The following is an 18,177-nucleotide window of genomic DNA, read 5'->3' on the forward strand; positions in this document are numbered from 1 at the left end:
ATTAATCTTTAAATTTTCGTTCTTGACAACTAATTTATTTATATTTATTGCTCAAAAATAATGCCATGGCTCCATTTCCATGTTGTTAGATGAGCGCCAAGCCTCATATAATATGCCATAACCCCGATCCAATCTAGCTTCTGGTCTCCGACCTCCCTATGAAAAGTGCTTTTTTAGACCGTATCCACAGTCCCGATCGCCCGGTATTAGTCTTTGACGGGGCTATGGGTACAAACCTGCAGGTACAGAACCTAACGGCGGCGGATTTTGGTGGGGCGGAATACGAAGGTTGCAATGAATATTTAGTCCATACCAAGCCAGAGGCCGTGGCTACGGTGCATCGTGCTTTTTACGAAGCGGGGGCCGATGTCGTGGAAACGGATACTTTTGGGGGAACGCCCCTGGTGCTGGCGGAGTACGATTTAGCAGACCAAAGTTATTACTTAAATAAAGCAGCGGCGGAGTTGGCCAAGGCGGTAGCAGCGGAATTTTCTACCCCAGAAAAGCCTCGATTCGTGGCCGGCTCCATGGGACCAGGCACCAAGCTACCCACCCTAGGTCATGTGGACTACGATAGTCTCAAGGATGCCTATGTGGTTCAGGTGCGGGGTTTATACGATGGCGGAGTGGATTTATTGCTAGTGGAAACCTGCCAGGATGTGCTGCAAATTAAAGCGGCCTTGAACGCCATTGAACAGGTCTTTGCCGAAAAAGGCGATCGCCTACCGTTGATGGTGTCAGTAACCATGGAAACCATGGGGACCATGCTGGTGGGTACGGAGATGGCGGCGGCCCTGGCCATTTTGGAGCCCTATCCCATCGATATTTTGGGGCTAAACTGCGCCACCGGGCCAGATTTGATGAAGGAACACGTTAAATATCTTTCCGAACATTCCCCCTTTGTGGTGTCCTGTATTCCCAATGCTGGTTTGCCAGAAAACGTTGGCGGTCAAGCTTTTTATCGCCTCACCCCGATGGAACTGCAAATGTCCCTGATGCACTTCATCGAAGACCTGGGAGTACAGGTAATTGGTGGTTGTTGTGGCACTAGACCCGATCACATCAAGGCCCTGGCGGATATTGCCAAGGATCTCCAGCCCAAACAACGCCAACCTCACTACGAACCCAGCGCCGCTTCCATTTATTCCACCCAAACCTACGCCCAAGAAAATTCTTTTTTAATCATTGGCGAACGGCTCAATGCCAGTGGCTCGAAAAAATGTCGAGATCTGCTCAATGCTGAAGATTGGGACAGCCTAGTTTCCCTGGCTAAATCCCAAGTCAAGGAAGGAGCCCAAATCCTTGACGTCAACGTGGATTACGTTGGTCGAGATGGGGTAAGGGACATGAAAGAATTAGCTTCCCGACTAGTCAATAATGTCACCCTGCCGTTGATGTTGGACTCCACCGAATGGCAAAAAATGGAGGCGGGTTTAAAAGTTGCAGGGGGAAAATGTATTCTCAATTCCACCAACTACGAAGACGGGGAAGAACGGTTTTATAAAGTGTTAGAAATTGCCAAAGAATATGGAGCTGGTATTGTCATTGGCACCATCGATGAAGATGGCATGGGACGCACTGCAGATAAAAAATTTGAGATTGCCAAACGGGCCTACGAAGCGGCGATCGCCTTTGGCATTCCGGCCACAGAAATTTTCTTTGATCCTTTAGCTCTGCCTATTTCCACCGGCATTGAAGAAGACAGGGAGAACGGTAAAGCCACCGTGGATGCTATCCGCAGAATTCGCCAGGAATTGCCCGATTGTCATATTTTGTTGGGGGTTTCTAACGTTTCCTTTGGCTTGAATCCCGCCGCTCGCCAGGTACTCAATTCCATCTTTCTCCACGAATGTATGCAGGTGGGCATGGATGCGGCCATTGTCAGTGCCAATAAGATTTTACCCCTGGCAAAAATTGACCCAGAACAACAACAAGTCTGTCTAGATTTAATCTATGACCGCCGGGAATTTGAAGGAGAGCGCTGTACATATGACCCGTTAACCAAACTCACCACTTTATTTGAAGGTAAAACCACCAAACGGGATAAATCCGGTGATGCCAATTTACCGGTGGAAGAAAGATTAAAACGCCACATCATTGATGGGGAAAGATTGGGCTTAGAAGAGGCCCTCAATGAAGCTTTAAAACTTTACGCTCCCTTAGATATCATTAACATCTATTTGTTGGATGGCATGAAAGTGGTGGGGGAACTATTTGGTTCCGGGCAAATGCAGTTGCCCTTTGTGTTGCAGTCGGCCCAAACCATGAAAGCGGCGGTGGCTTTTTTAGAACCCCATATGGATAAGGATGATTCCGCCGACAATGCTAAGGGTACTTTTTTAATTGCCACTGTTAAGGGGGATGTCCATGATATTGGCAAAAACTTAGTGGATATTATCCTTTCCAACAATGGCTATCGAGTGGTCAACCTAGGCATTAAACAGCCAGTGGAAAATATTATCGAAGCCTACAAAAAACACAGGCCCGATTGCATTGCCATGAGTGGTTTGTTGGTCAAATCAACTGCTTTTATGAAGGAAAATTTAGAAGTTTTCAACCAAGAGGGCATTACTGTTCCCGTCATTCTTGGTGGTGCTGCTTTAACGCCTAAATTTGTTCACCAGGACTGCCAAAATACCTACAAAGGCCAAGTAATTTACGGCAAAGATGCGTTCGCCGATTTACATTTCATGGATAAGCTAATGCCCGCTAAAAATAGCCACAATTGGGATGATTTCCAGGGCTTTTTAGGGGAATATGCAACGGAAAATGGCCATAATGTGACCACTGATGATGGTGCTAAAACTAATTTTGGCATTGAAGAAGAAAAATTAATTGACGCTAGTGAGCAGTCTAGGGAGCCGGAGGTAATTGATACTGTTCGTTCTGAAGCGGTGGACCCTGATCTAGAAAGACCTGTGCCACCTTTTTGGGGCACTAAAATTTTGCAATCCAGTGATATTTCCCTCGATGAAGTCTTCCCTTTACTGGATTTACAAGCATTATTTGTTGGTCAGTGGCAGTTTCGCAAACCTAGGGAGCAATCCAGGGAAGAATACGAGCAATTCCTAGCGGAAAAAGTTCATCCCATTTTGGCTGAGTGGAAAGGTAAGGTCATGGCAGAAAATTTACTCCATCCTACGGTGGTTTATGGTTATTTTCCCTGTCAATCCCAGGGCAATACCTTGTTAATTTATGACCCAGAATTGGTCAGCCAAAATAATGGCCAAATTCCCCCAGACGCAACGGCGATCGCCAAATTTGAGTTTCCCCGGCAAAAATCAGGGCGGCGGCTCTGTATTGCGGACTTTTTTGCTTCAAAAGAATCGGGGATTACTGATGTTTTTCCTTTGCAAGCGGTTACAGTGGGGGAAATCGCGACGGAATATGCAAGGAAACTTTTTGCTGGCGATAATTACACCGATTACCTCTACTTCCACGGCATGGCGGTGCAGATGGCGGAAGCTTTAGCGGAGTGGACTCACCAACGGATACGTCAGGAATTGGGCTTTGGCCATTTAGATCCAGATAACATCCGTGATCTTCTCCAGCAACGTTACCAAGGTTCCCGCTACAGTTTTGGTTATCCCGCTTGTCCCAACATGCAGGATCAATACACACAATTAGAATTGTTACAAACCGAACGAATTGGCTTGTATATGGATGAAAGTGAACAGGTTTATCCAGAACAATCCACCACGGCGATTATTTCCTATCATCCTGCGGCTAAATATTTCAGCGCTTAAAATTCCCATACTCTCTTATTTGACGCTATGCCTAAGAAAATTAGGGAATTAAAAACGATGCTTTTTCAATCAGGTTTTACCTGTAAATCGGGCAAGGGGAGTCATACAAAATGGGATCATCCCCTACTGGATGGAATAGTCACACTTTCTGGTAAAGATGGCAGTGATGCTAAGTTTTATCAAGAAAAGGATGTTTTACAAGCTATTCAAATTGTTAAACAAAAAGGAGGAAATTGATGATGGAAAATGTTCAAAACCATTATTCTTTAATTATTCAATGGTCAGATCTTGACAACTGCTTTGTGGTCAGTTTACCTGAATGGGGTGATTTTTGTCACACCCATGGGGATACCTATGAGGAGGCTTTCCAACAAGGGAAGGAGTTGTTGGATTTTTTAATTGAAACTACGCTAGAGGAAGGGAATATTTTGCCTATTCCCCAATTTTTTCAACAATCATTAGTTACGACTTAAGTTAAGGCAAGTAAAATTAAGACATAGATTAAAAAAACACAAATAATTTTATAAAGATGATTGATTCTTCATACCCACGTGTATAGCAATGCTATTTAATTTTTCAAGCTTAAATAATTTTGAGCAGCGTGTTCTGCCTCTGTTATGCCCAGAGGTAAAATATTGACAGACGTTAAAATGCTGGCAATTGCTTGTTCAATTTTTAATGCACGTTGGGGATTTAGGGCTAAGCCATATTGTTGAAACGGCAATCTCGATTGGTGGGGTTTGTTTGAGTTTGGTCGTTGTTCCCGACTCTCCCTTGATAAAGTCACTAATCACATAGGTATCAAGCAGGTAACGCATTAGAATAACTCTGGTTCACAGGGAGAGAGAAGCTCATCTCGATACGACTCAAATTCAGGGAAATTCGGAAAACCTTCGTAAGATATAACGACTTCTGTCCATTGGGAAGTGGAAACGGTAGGCATTTCAATCATTTGGCGTAAGGCTTTCAAAATGATGGTTTGTAGGGGAACATTCGCTGTTTTTGCTTGACGAAGTAAATCTTGTTCAATATCTGGCGGTAGATTGATTGTAATTTGCATTCTCTTTTCCCTCGGAGGTTAACCATTTATTAATTTTTGGGCATCGCTTGTTGTTCAATCTTTGAAGGGGAACCATTTAAACTATCCTTTAGCACATCGTTAAATATACCATTAAAAAAAATACCAACTACTGTTGCAATAACTCCAATTATTCCAATCACTCCAAACAGAATCTCCCAATTAAATCTTTTTTGTTTCTCTGGACTAGAACAAGTCACGTTATTACTTGTTACACCACTTGTACCGACCGGAGCATTAATTGTTGAATCTGAAATATTGTTGATAATTTTGGGCTCATCTTCCATTTTTTCTGTCCTCTTATCTATGGTACTAAGTTGATTAGATAAATCTAAATTAGAAGGCTCTGGAATAATTAAAAATTCAAGAAGTTTATCTGGTTTAAAAGGTCGCCAAGTTTCACGGCGCATATTTTGTTGTGCATAAGTTAGCGTTTCTTTTAACCAAGGGAGATGGGGAAGCTCCTGGATAAGACGCTCAAGTTCAGCACAGGCTTCGATGGTCCCTTTGTCTCTTAATTGTGATAAAGAGTTATTCCTAAAAAATGCAATATTATCTCTAGGGCTAACTATATAAGCCATTACTTCGTTTCGATGATCCGGATCTTCATAATGAGGATACTGCCACACTAACCAGGCATATAAATCTGCAATTTGTTTTTCAGTCAAGTCAAACTTGATTCCACTTAAATTACAAGAAGCGGCTAATTCAAATGCCTCGCGTCCAAACTGTACATCTGCCGTAATTTTTTCCCATATTACATTCCAGCTATCTGGATCTGAATAAGTGATAAGTGCTTTAATGGCGAACAATGCTTTTTGCCGTTCACTATCAAATTCACTATTAGTATAATTTCGTATTGTGGATAAAGCGATATCTTTGGCTTGAACAGCTCCTTGCTCAATAAGTTTTTCTAATAGCTTTCTAAATACGTTAGGCTTTAATTGAGAATCTTTTACTTTTTCTGTCAAGTTATTTTCTAATTTTTCATCCCAACACATCTCTAAGCGATCAATCACAAAAATATTATTATCTTGATTTTCTTTGTCAATCAATTTTAAAAGCGTTGTCAAAAATTCATCTGGAGAATGGTGATATGAGAGGCTGACTAATTTTCGGCAATTTTTTCTTGGATTTGAGTCAATAAAACTATTAGGAACTGACAGGATTATGGGTGTCCATCTTTTCCATATATCCGTTGAAAAATTGTCTAAAGTTCTTGGAGCTTCCGTCAAGATTAACTGTAATGCCTTGCAACCATACAATTCGGAAAAATTATATGTATTTGTTCCTATCCAGCTATAATCTATATTTGTTTGCTGTTGAATATATTGAATTGCCCCCTGAATAATTCTTTTTTTTGTTGCTTGCTCTGCTTCTTTCCATCCCGGAAGCTGAGTCAGATCTAATTTTAAGTTATGACCATAACGTTTGCTTTGTGGCAGTAAAGTCATTTCTCGATTTAGTCGCCACCATGCGGATAAATCTCCCGATTCTAACTGCTCTAAACAGTCAATAACTCTTTCTTTTGGTGGAGGATCTAGCAAGTCCGGCTTATTCCAGGAATTTTTCATTTTAAGATAATGATCACGTAATTGAGTCACTTCTTCTGAGTCCAACTCAATAGGAGTAAAGTAATAACTAAAAACGTCACTAAGAATAGAGTTGTTTTGAGTGGCTTTAATAATTTCACTTATCTGCTTTGTATCTCGACGATCAAATACTTCCTCGATTATTTTAGCCCACGCTCTTTGAATTTTTTCATGGTTGGAATCTTGGAGTTTTTCTAGCATCCAATCAACATCATTGGAGCTTATAATTGGTTCTGTCATTGAGCTTGTTAAAAAATAAAAATCTTCATCTTCATCTTTTTCTGCAATGCTTTCAACTAAATTTTCAATAAGAGCATAACGCTTTTGATTGTTTCCCAAAAGTGATTCTTGAAATTGGGCTTGTAAACTCGGAGAATGACTAATGAGTTTCTGATGCTCTTTCCATTGTAATAATGCTACTTGCGTAAAACCCTCCAGTACTCCAGGAACGTTAACGTGTTCCCATGCTTTTAGCAGAATTGCATCTCCTAGTTCTTCAAATGGATGCCCAAAGCATCGCACACCTTGAGTTTTCAGCCAGTCGAGAGCAATAACTAAATCTTCGGAATCAAGTTGTGGAACTAACTCAGACTCAAGAAAATATCGATGCATTCCAAGCAAATTTATCCTTTTCGATGGAGTGAGCGCCTGAAATAATTCTTCGGCTGTTAGTTGCCTTGGCCAGAGTGCTTTCAACGCATAGGCTTTTAGTTCATCTTGCTCATCTTCCGGTAAAACATTGAGTGCAAGGGACTTTAGCTTTAATCTTGTAGATTGATCACCTATTGAACTAATAGCACGGGCGGCATTAACTCTTATACTTATTGGCTGTGATGGACAAAGAGTTAGCTTTGCTAAGTCACCTTGAAGCTCAGAGAGATTACACTCTATGGCAATATCAATTGCTATCCTTCGTGTATCCTCTTTCTTGCTGGAATCACAAATATAAACTTTCAACTGCTCAGCTAGCCCAGAATGTTTTAATTTTGCGTAATTACGAACGTTGCAAAATCCTCGATCAAATAATTTTTCTTCCTCATATTGCATTAATAAATTAGCAACAATTGTCGCTCGAAGCTCTGAATCAGTAGGTATATCGGTTTGCAAAAGAACGTCAGGATCAGTTTTAATTATCTCTTGAAACACATTATCCCTCATGGAAGCTAACCAAACTGCTGTTTCATGAAGTTGTGGAATAAGCTTAGGAGTGGAATCAGCAGATGAATACAACAATGTCTTAATCTTTGATAAGTCAATGTTTCGTTGCGTCAAATACCAAGCCGCAAAAAACTCAGCATAGGTTTGGTGTGCCCATCCCATTCGATGCAATCCACGAGATGAAAATAAACCAGTATCTAAAACTTCTTGAATTACTTCTTGAGTAATCTCAAATTCTCTTCCATTTGATTCTTCATAACCGAAACATAACTTTTGACGAGGAACATCTTCAGCCGGAACTTGTCCCTGTTCGACATCAATCCACACAGCAAATCGATTAGCAAAGATCGTAACGGCGGCAATTCGAGCTGCCACAATCAGTCGTTGATCAATATCTAAATTGCCTGTCTCCTTTAAGGCATGACGACATTTACTTACTTCTTCGCAAAGACACTTGCATCCTTCAAGATAAGATTCATAACGTTTCTGTTCTGGAGGAAATTGGCTGTTATGACGGCGGTATGTATTCAATAAAAATCCTAGAGAGATTGGTTTAATCGCTAGGGGTACAATATCCCTTTGGTTAATCGCTTTCAGAAAGTCATCGGAAGAAAAACCTTCAGCTTCCACAGCGTTGATTACGTCTATACGGCGAAGTGGAGCTAGTTCATAAATTGCAAAGTTACTTTCTTCCCAAAGAGCTTTTAGAGCTTCTTCTAAAATGGATGGAAACGCCAAAGTTCGACAAGTTAAACGGAGATGAAGACGATTAATATGACTTCGATATTTAGGTTTCTTAAACTCATCAACCAATCCTATCGCCAAGGATTTGACGTTCAAGAGTCCTTCATCAAGACTGTCCAAAAACAAATGGAGGTGATAATGACCCTCTAACCAGTCGGAAAAAGTTTTATCCCTAAACAAATCCTCTTTTAAATTAGTAAAGGTTCGAAGATTCAAGCCCAGGACTTTACTATATTCGCAGATTGTTTCTTCGGTAAATCGTTGTAGCTTTTCTAGTTCGTGGGTTTTGCCAACGCCAGGCTCCCCCAATAAAACAAGGCAAGGAATCTCAGCAATATCTTCTAAACTCACCAGATCTGGGTTACATGCTTTGCCCCATTTTGTATTTGGATCGTCTAAGTAACCGCCATCTCTCAGACTTATGTTACCTGAGCGAGGACACCAGAACCGCTTCCAATTATAGTTTTGTTGCGACATGCTCAGCCGAACGGGGAAATTTTTTAACTCAAGGATAAATTTCTCTGAAACTCTATTAATTATAATCTATCTGCCCCTAGCATCAGAGATTAAAGCAAGAACACCATTTGGTTAATGTAGGGAGTCACAGGGCGATCGCCGTTAATCAAAGATCCTTAAAAATTTCATTAACAGTTAACGATAACTGGGGAAACGTAGGGGACTGAATTGCCATTACCTCTTTAAAATTACCTACTTCCTGATAACAACCGGCTAATAATTCTAAAACCAAGACCGTTTGGGTTTGGGGATCGACAATCCAATATTCAGGAATGCCACAGGCTTGATATTGTTGACGCTTCGCAATGTAGTCCCGCTCCCGTTGTAATTCCCCCGGACTGACAACTTCCACCACTAGCAAGGGCGGTAACATCGATAACCGAATCGTATTGCGTTTAGCTAATTGGGCAATATGCTCTTCTCGAATAATCGTCAAATCAGGAAAACGGTTTTTGGGTTCGCCGTGAACTTCTAGTTCTAAACCGTGTCCCCGTACCCGTCGATAACCGACAATTTCAGCAAATTTGAGCAGTAAAAATGTGGCAATTTGAAAGTTTAAACCCGATTCCGTCGGCACAGCGATTAATTCCCCATTGAATAATTCATAGAGTTGATCAGTATCGTCTTCGTACGCAAGATACTCGTCAAAGCTTTTAAAGCGGGGTTGGAGCGCTAACATAGGCTACCGTTTTCAGAAATAATTAGGCTTTTATTCTAACGATTTAGTAATTTTATGGCGATCGCCAAATTTGAATTTCCCCTGCAAAAGTCAGGGCGACGGCTTTATATTACGGGCTTCTTTGCCCCAAAAGAGTCGGATATTACCGATGTTTTTCCTTTGCAAGCTTTGACAGTGGGGGAAATAGCAGCGGAATATGCGAGAGAACTATTTGCTGGCGATAATTACACCGATTGTCTCTACCCAAAATAGTCCGACCAGGGCGATCATGGCCTATCATCCCACTGCCATGCACTTTAGTACTTAACCTACTCCCCGGTAATGGCCAATCCTTCCACCCAAACTAGGGGACACACTCCCCCTGGGGTGACTTCTGCTTCCGGTTCCAGGTAAACAATAGTTTTTAAGACTTCTAAAAAGTCCCCTGCCACGGTGGCCGCATCAATACTCTGCTTTTCACCCTTATTTACTAACCAACCATCAAAAGGTAAGGAAAAGGAACCTTGGAGGGAATTGACCCCGGCGTGGAGAGCTTGGAGTTTATCGATATAAACTACGTTTTCTGCTTGATCAAGACTGTAGCTTTTTTCAGCAGTTTTCTCGCTATACACATGGTAAAAGTGGGCTCCGACGGTGATTTTAGACCCGATGTTAGCGTGGCCAGTGGGTTGGGTATCAAACCGCTTAGCAGTGCCAGCGCTGTGTAATAAGCCAGTTAAAACCCCATTTTTAATAATGTCCACTCTCCGGGTGGGGGTTCCTTCGCCGTCAAACCGTTCCGCTGAGATATTCCCTGGGTGCAGAGCATCATCGCTGACACAGAGCAGTTCACTGGCGATCGCCGTGCCGAGGGTTTCCTTGGTAGCTAAGGACTGTTTATCGAGGATACTTTGGGCATTGTAAAGGTTAGAAAAAGCACCGAGCAAACTCAAAAAAGCCCGGGCGGAAAAGACGACGGTGTATTTTCCGGTGGGGATGGGGCGGTAATCCAGATGGCTAAGGGTTTTCTCTTTAACTGTTTGTAAGCAACCATCAATGTCGAGGCTGGCCAAATCCCGACTAATTTTCATTTCTCCGGCACTGCGGGGTTTTTTACCTTCCTGTTCTGCCCGACTGTAAAGATAAATGGAAGCATAGGAACGGCATTCATAGCGTTTGGCCCCAGCACTGTTCAGGTAAAACCGCTCCGTGGTCTGTTCCGATAAACCGTTGTAGGGCACCCCGGTGATGGCGGGATGGCTGGCCAATAAGTCCTGCTCAGCTTTAACTAGTGTGGTAATTAAATCCCCCATAGGGGCCGGCTCCGCCACGTCATTCTCTGCGCCACCGATGGGCACTTGGGCTTCGGGGCTGAAGTCGGGAATATTATCTGTGATGCCAAAAGCACTGGCTTCGGCGGCGGTTTCCAGGGCTAAACTAATGCCGGCTTGGTCCAAATCCGTGGTGCTGGTTACCCCCACCAAACCCTTTTCGTTCCAGACTCGCACAATTACACTGGCCCGGTTTGACGCTTCCACCTGCTTCGGTTCTCCAGAATCCACCTCCACTCCGGCATCATCCACGGAAGAACCGTAGATGTCATATTGTTTAATTCCCAGTGCAGCGGCTCCCTGGTGAGCATGGTCGGCGATCGCCTGAATATCGAGCATAGTCTTGTCAATGGTGGACTGAATAATTCCAATTTAGCGAATGGACGGGGTCGAAAGCTATCCAAACTTCGCGAGAAAGGGTTTTTAGCTCAAGCTCAAAAATTTGTCTAGGGCACTGATCACACTGGGGGGCCAACGGCGGATCTGTTTCACCCAGTCCAGATCTTGGTAACGGCTATCTACCCCCACAGCGGCCACCCAATTACTTTCCGCTTCCCCCTGTTGGCCATCTACCCAGAGCACAGCGGTGAGGGCGGCCCGCATATCCGCAAACATGGGATATTTTTTCACCAGACGACGCATGGTTTGAATGGCTTCGGTTTTTTGTCCCAATTCGTACAACGCTAGGGCAGTATTGGCCTGGGCAAAGGCAAAATTAGGGGCGATCGCCGTGGCTTGCTGGAAATCTTCCAATGCACTGGTCCAATTCCCTAGACCCCCTTCTGCATTACCCCGATTATTGTAGGCAAAGGCATCTTCCGGGTTAACGGCTAAAACCCGATTATAGTCAGCGATGGCGGCTTTAAATTCCCCTTTAGCTTCCAAGGCAGTGCCCCGGTTGAGGTAAGGATCCGTTTGTTCCGGTGCCAACTCAATGGCCTGGTTAAAATCGGCGATCGCCTCGTCCAATTTGTTTTGGCTAACCCGGGAATTACCCCGATTGCTCCACACAGCCGGATTCTGGGGAAACTTTTCGATCAATTCCGTCCAATATTTCTCGGCGGTGACAAAATCCCCTGCTTCAGTGGCAGCAAAGGCTTTATCCGTCAGGCTATCTCCCACTTCTAACTGTTCATCGGTAAGGGGAATGGGGCTTTCCGTTGCCCAGACTGGGGAAGGAAAAAACAGCAACAAACCTACCAACACAATGCCCCAGAGGGAGGGCATAAGCAAAGCAAAATATTTTCGTAGAAGGGAAAGCATTAAAAAAATCTGGAGTTGGGAATGGGATCAACTGGATGCAACTCATTGTAAATTTTCTCCGCGGTAATCTTCAAATTATTGCGCCCCGGTGAACTTGACTTCCGACCGACCGGACGGTATCTTGAAAGTGTCCAACCAACTGGACGGTTTAATTATTTCCAGGTCTTCTGTCAATTTAAAAAAGAATATTTGCATTATCTGCGGAGGCGAAATTATATGGTTTCTGGAAAAAGGCTTCGTTCCAAGTCCATCCAACCCAGCCAACTACTAACTGCGGCTAATCAAGTCATTGTTAGTCAAGGGGTGGACGCCCTCACCTTGGATGCGGTGGCTAGTGAAGCAGGGGTGAGCAAAGGCGGATTGTTACACTACTTTCCCACCAAGGAGGCTTTAATTGCGGGCATGGTTCAGCAGGCCCTAGACAGGTTTGTGGAAACATTGCATCAGGAACTTGCCAATGATCCAGCCCCCGACACCCCAGGGCATTGGGTTAGGGCTTATATTCGAGCCTCAGCGCTAGACGACCAGGAAAATTATGAACTCCATTTCAATTTGCTGGCCGCAAACTTCACCAATCCTGAATTGTTGGCCCCCATGCGACATTTTTGGCAAGAGTGCCATGGGCAGATTATGGCTAGCGGGCTCGATCCGGCCGTAGCAACGGTGATTCGATTAGCTATGGACGGTCTTTGGTTAACCCACTTACACGGTTTTGCTCCCCTGGAAGACCCCCTGCGCTCCCAGGTCATTGCCACTGCTCTGAAACTGGCCCAGCTATAGTTTCCCAATTTTTCATCTTTTGCCGACGTTTGCCAAATGGTTTCCAGCGCTGGTTGGTGGCTCTAGGGAATATCTTTAGAGAAAATTTGTTTTTTCATATTTAATAACTATTTTAGTTCTTTGGGTCAATGCTATGACAGATATTTCAATGCGATTTGGCATGCAAGCAGAGGCCCGTGAATTTCTTAAATTAGCAGTGCCCCTGGCCGGTGCTCAAATGGCTCAGGCGGCAACGGGATTTGTCGATACGGTCATGATGGGTTGGCTGGGGCAGGATGTGCTGGCGGCGGGGGGATTAGCCACTATGATCTTTATGGCATTTATGATGACTGGGGTGGGATTAATCTCCGGGGTCAGCCCCCTAGTGGCAGAGGCCTATGGCGCTGGCCAAACCCGGCGCATTGGGCAATTAACTCGTCAGGGTTTATGGATTGTCCTACTGCTATCAATTCCGGGAATGTTGTTCATAACCCACCTCAACGGGGTGATGCATTGGTCTGGCCAGGCTGACACAACCATCATTCTTTCAGATTCCTATTTGAATGTGATGGCCTGGGGTTTATTTCCGGCGATCGCCTTTGCTACGCTCCGGGGCTGTATTATTGCCCTTTCCCAAGCGCGGCCGATAATGCTGATTGTGATCGCAGCAACTTTGTTTAATATTCTTGGCAACTATGGGTTGGGATTTGGCAAATGGGGGTTTCCTGCCCTAGGAATTACCGGCTTAGCCATTGCTAGTATCAGTGCCCATTGGATTATGTTTCTGTCCTTGCTGGTTTATATGCTTTGGCACAAACCCCTCCATCAATATTCATTGTTCGACTCTCTCCATCATTTGAAGCCAAGAATTCTGCAACAGTTACTTTGGGTCGGAGGTCCCATCGGTATCGCCGCCGTTTTGGAGTATGGATTATATCTAACCGCTAGCTTTTTTATGGGGGCATTGGGAACACCGATTTTAGCGGCCCATCAAGTGGTGTCCCAAACTGTGCTTGTTCTGTTTATGGTTCCTCTGGCCATGTCCTACGCGGCCACCGTTCGGGTCGGGCAATGGTTTGGTCAACAGCATTGGCCACAAATTCGACAGGCGGCCTTGGTGAGTATTGGTTTGGCTGTATTATTCATGCTGACCGCTGGCATCGCTTTATTGGCCTATCCCCAGCAAATTATCGGACTATATCTTGACCTTAATGACCCTGCCAATGGGGAGGCTTTAAATGTCGGTATTTCCATTATGAAGATTGCTGCTTTTGGACTGGTATTGGACGGGTTACAAAGAACAGCCAACGGTGTCTTACAAGGACTACAAGATACCCGCATTCCCATGGTGCTTGGCACGATCGCCTATTGGGGCATTGGTTTAACCGCAAGCTATTTACTGGGATTTTATACCCCTCTATCGGGGGCAGGGGTTTGGATCGGAACATACATTGGCCTAGCGGCGGCCTCTATTGCCTATTTGTGGCGATTCCAGAAGGTTATGGTGCGGAAAAAATCCCTTCCCGTTGCTAGATCTTAATCCATAATTGCCATGTAATTTTGGCATTAAGTTAAAGCTATTGAATGTCTTTTCAGCCAAATATTCAACTTGATCAAACTAATAATTGGGGAGACTAAATGCAACTAATTGTAAATTTTCTCTGGGGAAATATTCCCATTACTGTCTGCCAACAAGGAACAACTTAGGAGTATTTACCTATAGGCGATCGCCAACGAGGGGGGAGGATGGCAATGACCAGTAAAAAACCCTCCACTTGAAGGGTTTAGGTTTCCAGAAATTGTTGCTTAAGTTATAAAAGTTCCCTTTAACGCTCCTCCCTATGAATAGCATCCTTTCCCCCATTACCGTAGCGGTGGGCGGCTCCCTCTGGTGGAATGGCTTCACCGCTGATTTCACCATCACCAACACTTCTACCACTAGCCTCAGCAATTGGACTTACACCTTCGACACTGTCCACAAAATTTCCGGTAATCCCTGGGGCGCAACTTTTACCAGCGTGGATTTGGGCAATGGCATCACCCGCTACACATTAACTGGGGCTGGTTGGGCATCGAGTATTCCCCCCGGTGGTTCCGTCACCATTGGTTTTAATGGTACCCAGGGAACGGCGATCGGTAATAGCGGCTCTTTGACTTCTGCTTTATTATTCACCGACGTTAATGCCAATACTGGGGGGACTGGGGGAGAACATCAGCATCCAGATCCTATTCCTCCCACGGATCCAGTCGTAGATCCCACTCCTAACCCCGGCACTGGTAGAGTATTTGCTGCCAATCCTGCGGCCGCCGATATTGTCGGTTTCAATCCCGCTGTGGATAGGTTGGATTTTGGCGATGTGTCGGTGCATAACCTCATCCTTGGTAAAACCAGCACCGGGAAAGTGGCCATCATTAATCCCTGGGCTTGGACTCCTGAGTTTCAGATTATCCGGGGAGTTAGCTTTGATGATTTGACAGCGGCCAATTTTGGCATTGTGCAGAACGAGCATCTGCGGCAGGACATTGGCGGAGTCCTCAGTTGGGAATTAGGTTTAGGGGCAAGAAATAGTAATACGGTTTATGTCCGTTCCCATGAGTATGGGGTGCAGGAACGGATCGAGAATTTTAACCCCGCCACCATGAAGTTGAGCTTTCTCTACTACGGCACTAGGGAAAGATTAACCGTTAGCGATACGCCGGAGGGTTTATTAATTGCCACCCAACCCACGGGACAAACTTTGTTGCTGGTGGGGGTAACCCGCAGTCAACTCATTCCGGCTAATTTGGAATTTCACCATGACCAGGTGGTGGAAGACCGCTTAGAAGATGCCTTTGGGGTCACTGTCGAGCAAGTTACCGTTGTTAGTCGCACTGGTTTAGCCACTCCCCAGGGGCCAGCGGGACAAATTACCGATGGTCATCAGAGCAGGCCCGGTAATGGTTTAACTCCCATTGGTGGTGGGGAATTTAGCGGCGGTGCTGGGGGTCATGGTAGTGGCCATGATCACGGTGACCATGACCATGGCGGCGGTATGGACCACGGTTCTGATCCCGGTGATGGCATGGGGGGAGGCACTACCAATCCTCCGGTCACCGATCCAGTCACGCCCCCACCCACCGATCCTGTTTCTCCCACTAGTCCTTTCACTGTCACGGTGGGAGGTAATCGTTGGTGGAATGGCTTTACGGCGGAGTTGACTGTAACTAACGTTTCGGGAACTAAGCTTAATAGCTGGAGCTTTACCTTTGATACGGTGCATAAAATTTCCGGTAGCCCCTGGGGAGCCACTGTCCAAAGTACAGATTTAGGAGGAGGCATTACCCGTTATGTGGTCACCGGCAGTGAATGGGCCGCTTCCATTGCCCCTGGCAGTTCGGTCAAAGTTGGCTTTAACGGTACCCAAGGAACGGCGATCGCCAACGACGGGGCCTTAACCGCAGATTTACTCTTTCTCGGTGGCGGTATAGTTGGTCAACCCAGCACTGGCTCTGGTGGTAATACTGGAGGAACTCCCACTAATCCCAATCCCCCCACTGACCCCATTAATCCTAACCCCAATCCTGTTGATCCCGTCGATCCCCCGGCGATCGCCAATGGGGACCATAATTACGGCGAAGCGTTGCAAAAATCTTTCCTGTTTTACGAAGCCAACCGTTCTGGAGACTTAGACGAATCCACTAAACGCATTGACTGGCGGGGAGATTCCGGGTTAAGGGATGGCCGGGATGGCATTTATTTTGGTGGACAAAGTAGCGGTAATTTACAAGCAGGTTTAAGCCTGGATTTAACCGGTGGTTATCATGATGCGGGGGACCACGGCAAATTTGGCTTACCCCTTGCTTCCACATTAACCACCCTGGCCTGGGGCGGCGTGGAATTTACGGACGGTTACCAAACCAGTGGCCAAATGGATGATCTCCTTGCAACCATACGGTGGGGGACGGACTATCTACTCAAAGCTCACGTTACCAACGCCAATGGAGAGACAGTATTTTTTGTCGCCCAGGTGGGTAACGCTTCAGCAGATCATTCCCTCTGGAGTGCCCCGGAAAGCCAAACCATTGCCCGGCCAGCCATGGCGGTTACTGCTAATAAACCTGGTTCCGATGTGGCGGCGGGTTCAGCGGCGGCCCTGGCGGCGGCTTCTATTCTGTTCCGAGAAGCGGGGGATTTTGCCTATGCGGATGAATTGTTAGTCAATGCCCAATCTTTATATCGATTTGCGGACACCTACCGGGGTAAATATTCCGACTCTATTCCCGAAGTGCGGAACTATTACAACTCCTGGAGTGGCTATGAAGATGAGTTGGCCTATGGGGCAGCGTGGTTGTCCCGGGCGGTTAATAGTGCAGGGGGGGATGGTTCTGCCTATCTGCAAAAGGCATTGAACATTTACAACAGTGACATTGGGGGATTGAGTCGGGGTTGGACCCACAATTGGGACGATGCCTCCTATGGTGTGGCGGTAATATTAGCCCAAGACACCGGTAATCAAGCGATTAAACAAGATGTGACCCGCTGGCTAGATGCTTGGGTCAATGGCACCGATGGGGTGCAAATCACTGACGGCGGTTTGCGGTTTATTAGCCAATGGGGTTCCCTACGCTACGCGGCCAATACGGCAATGCTGGCAGCGGTCTATTCCGACGGCTTAACCGATCCCACTGGTAAGTATGCCCAGTTAGCCCAGGACACAGTGGACTATATTTTAGGCAGTAATCCCCGCAATGCTAGCTATATGGTGGGTTACGGCAATGATTTTCCCCAACAGCCCCACCATCGGGCAGCTTCGGGAGTGGGCTGGGACGGTTTCCGCAACGGCTTGCCCAATGAGCATATTTTGTTCGGTGCTTTGGTGGGCGGTCCCACTGCGGCCAATGACTTTAGTTATAACGACTCCCGGGATGACTACATCAGCAACGAAGTGGCCATTGATTACAATGCAGGCTTAACGGGAGCATTGGCTTGGTCGGTGGAACAGTTTGGGGGTAATCCCCTCACGGCGGCCCAGTTGAATGCTTTACCTGGTATTTCAGCGCCCCAAGGGATGTAGGAAAACAAGCTCAGAATGCTGCGGGGAGAAGGGCAACTCCCCACCAGCCCCAAATTTTTGCTGGCGATAAATATTTTTCGGTTTAATTGTTCACAAAGCTTTTTGAATTTGAGTTTATAGAAATTTATTGGCTGGTAATGCTTTTTTGCCCCCCTGCAGGACTTCATTGATCCTTGCCTATACCATCAATATCATTGGTCAATAATGATGATGATTGACTAAAACATGTTTAACAAAATTTAACGCATATGCTAAATGCGTAAACTGCATATGCCTTG

11 protein-coding genes and 1 pseudogene are annotated in these 18,177 nt (G+C 45.4%); 7 read left to right on the forward strand and 5 right to left on the reverse strand.

All coding sequences use genetic code 11. From position 1 onward, the window contains the following. The first annotated feature begins 158 nt into the window (after positions 1 to 158). From metH to SYNPCCP_RS12890, 3 genes are read left to right on the forward strand one after another with little or no spacing between them, the layout of a single operon-like run. Positions 159 to 3,746, forward strand: a complete 3,588-nt coding sequence (metH, locus tag SYNPCCP_RS12880) for a methionine synthase (protein WP_010873665.1) — start codon at positions 159 to 161, stop codon at positions 3,744 to 3,746. Positions 3,747 to 3,773: 27 nt separating this feature from the next. Beyond that, the gene (locus SYNPCCP_RS12885; protein WP_020862087.1) at positions 3,774 to 3,983 is read left to right on the forward strand and encodes a type II toxin-antitoxin system HicA family toxin; all 210 of its coding nucleotides are present in this window, start codon (positions 3,774 to 3,776) and stop codon (positions 3,981 to 3,983) included. Continuing rightward, complete coding sequence (locus tag SYNPCCP_RS12890; RefSeq protein WP_010873666.1) at positions 3,983 to 4,219, forward strand: type II toxin-antitoxin system HicB family antitoxin; 237 nt, start codon at positions 3,983 to 3,985, stop codon at positions 4,217 to 4,219. Before SYNPCCP_RS12885 ends, SYNPCCP_RS12890 begins: the two co-directional genes overlap by 1 nt. 344 nt (positions 4,220 to 4,563) lie before the next feature. Here the strand turns inward: SYNPCCP_RS12890 and SYNPCCP_RS12900 are convergent, their stop codons facing one another. The 3 genes from SYNPCCP_RS12900 to SYNPCCP_RS12910 all read right to left on the reverse strand — a co-directional run bounded on the left by SYNPCCP_RS12900 (position 4,564) and on the right by SYNPCCP_RS12910 (position 9,513). After that, positions 4,564 to 4,806, reverse strand: coding sequence for a hypothetical protein (locus SYNPCCP_RS12900; RefSeq protein WP_020862086.1), 243 nt, complete (start codon positions 4,804 to 4,806; stop codon positions 4,564 to 4,566). 29 nt (positions 4,807 to 4,835) lie between these two features. Then, complete coding sequence (locus SYNPCCP_RS12905; RefSeq protein ID WP_010873667.1) at positions 4,836 to 8,795, reverse strand: NACHT domain-containing NTPase; 3,960 nt, start codon at positions 8,793 to 8,795, stop codon at positions 4,836 to 4,838. A gap of 145 nt (positions 8,796 to 8,940) precedes the next feature. Continuing rightward, positions 8,941 to 9,513: a Uma2 family endonuclease gene (locus tag SYNPCCP_RS12910; RefSeq protein WP_010873668.1), complete on the reverse strand. Its 573-nt coding sequence runs from the start codon at positions 9,511 to 9,513 to the stop codon at positions 8,941 to 8,943. 57 nt (positions 9,514 to 9,570) lie between these two features. On the opposite strand from SYNPCCP_RS12910, the pseudogene SYNPCCP_RS12915 reads away from it, so the two are divergent. Beyond that, positions 9,571 to 9,756: pseudogene (locus SYNPCCP_RS12915) on the forward strand (hypothetical protein); the annotation flags it as partial. A 65-nt stretch (positions 9,757 to 9,821) separates the two neighbouring features. On the opposite strand, the gene SYNPCCP_RS12920 reads toward SYNPCCP_RS12915, so the two are convergent. Further along, positions 9,822 to 11,162: a TldD/PmbA family protein gene (locus SYNPCCP_RS12920; RefSeq protein ID WP_010873670.1), complete on the reverse strand. Its 1,341-nt coding sequence runs from the start codon at positions 11,160 to 11,162 to the stop codon at positions 9,822 to 9,824. 84 nt (positions 11,163 to 11,246) lie between these two features. Continuing rightward, positions 11,247 to 12,086 carry a tetratricopeptide repeat protein gene (locus SYNPCCP_RS12925; RefSeq protein ID WP_010873671.1) on the reverse strand — a complete coding sequence of 280 codons (840 nt, stop codon included), beginning with the start codon at positions 12,084 to 12,086 and terminating at the stop codon, positions 11,247 to 11,249. A gap of 216 nt (positions 12,087 to 12,302) precedes the next feature. On the opposite strand from SYNPCCP_RS12925, the gene SYNPCCP_RS12930 reads away from it, so the two are divergent. The 3 genes from SYNPCCP_RS12930 to SYNPCCP_RS12940 all read left to right on the forward strand — a co-directional run bounded on the left by SYNPCCP_RS12930 (position 12,303) and on the right by SYNPCCP_RS12940 (position 17,899). Continuing rightward, positions 12,303 to 12,866: a TetR/AcrR family transcriptional regulator gene (locus SYNPCCP_RS12930; RefSeq protein WP_010873672.1), complete on the forward strand. Its 564-nt coding sequence runs from the start codon at positions 12,303 to 12,305 to the stop codon at positions 12,864 to 12,866. A gap of 133 nt (positions 12,867 to 12,999) precedes the next feature. Beyond that, positions 13,000 to 14,385, forward strand: coding sequence for an MATE family efflux transporter (locus SYNPCCP_RS12935; protein ID WP_010873673.1), 1,386 nt, complete (start codon positions 13,000 to 13,002; stop codon positions 14,383 to 14,385). A 301-nt stretch (positions 14,386 to 14,686) separates the two neighbouring features. Further along, the gene (locus SYNPCCP_RS12940) at positions 14,687 to 17,899 is read left to right on the forward strand and encodes a glycoside hydrolase family 9 protein (RefSeq protein ID WP_010873674.1); all 3,213 of its coding nucleotides are present in this window, start codon (positions 14,687 to 14,689) and stop codon (positions 17,897 to 17,899) included. Positions 17,900 to 18,177 lie beyond the last annotated feature (278 nt).

It is taken from the genome of Synechocystis sp. PCC 6803 substr. PCC-P (assembly GCF_000284455.1).
Taxonomy (GTDB): Bacteria; Cyanobacteriota; Cyanobacteriia; order Cyanobacteriales; family Microcystaceae; genus Synechocystis.

Coding starts and splice junctions, on each gene's coding strand:
- metH (WP_010873665.1), top strand. CDS start 159: ATGAAAAGTGCTTTTTTAGACCGTATCCACAGTCCCGATCGCCCGGTA.
- SYNPCCP_RS12885 (WP_020862087.1), top strand. CDS start 3,774: ATGCCTAAGAAAATTAGGGAATTAAAAACGATGCTTTTTCAATCAGGT.
- SYNPCCP_RS12890 (WP_010873666.1), top strand. CDS start 3,983: ATGATGGAAAATGTTCAAAACCATTATTCTTTAATTATTCAATGGTCA.
- SYNPCCP_RS12900 (WP_020862086.1), bottom strand. CDS start 4,806: ATGCAAATTACAATCAATCTACCGCCAGATATTGAACAAGATTTACTT.
- SYNPCCP_RS12905 (WP_010873667.1), bottom strand. CDS start 8,795: ATGTCGCAACAAAACTATAATTGGAAGCGGTTCTGGTGTCCTCGCTCA.
- SYNPCCP_RS12910 (WP_010873668.1), bottom strand. CDS start 9,513: ATGTTAGCGCTCCAACCCCGCTTTAAAAGCTTTGACGAGTATCTTGCG.
- SYNPCCP_RS12920 (WP_010873670.1), bottom strand. CDS start 11,162: ATGCTCGATATTCAGGCGATCGCCGACCATGCTCACCAGGGAGCCGCT.
- SYNPCCP_RS12925 (WP_010873671.1), bottom strand. CDS start 12,086: ATGCTTTCCCTTCTACGAAAATATTTTGCTTTGCTTATGCCCTCCCTC.
- SYNPCCP_RS12930 (WP_010873672.1), top strand. CDS start 12,303: ATGGTTTCTGGAAAAAGGCTTCGTTCCAAGTCCATCCAACCCAGCCAA.
- SYNPCCP_RS12935 (WP_010873673.1), top strand. CDS start 13,000: ATGACAGATATTTCAATGCGATTTGGCATGCAAGCAGAGGCCCGTGAA.
- SYNPCCP_RS12940 (WP_010873674.1), top strand. CDS start 14,687: ATGAATAGCATCCTTTCCCCCATTACCGTAGCGGTGGGCGGCTCCCTC.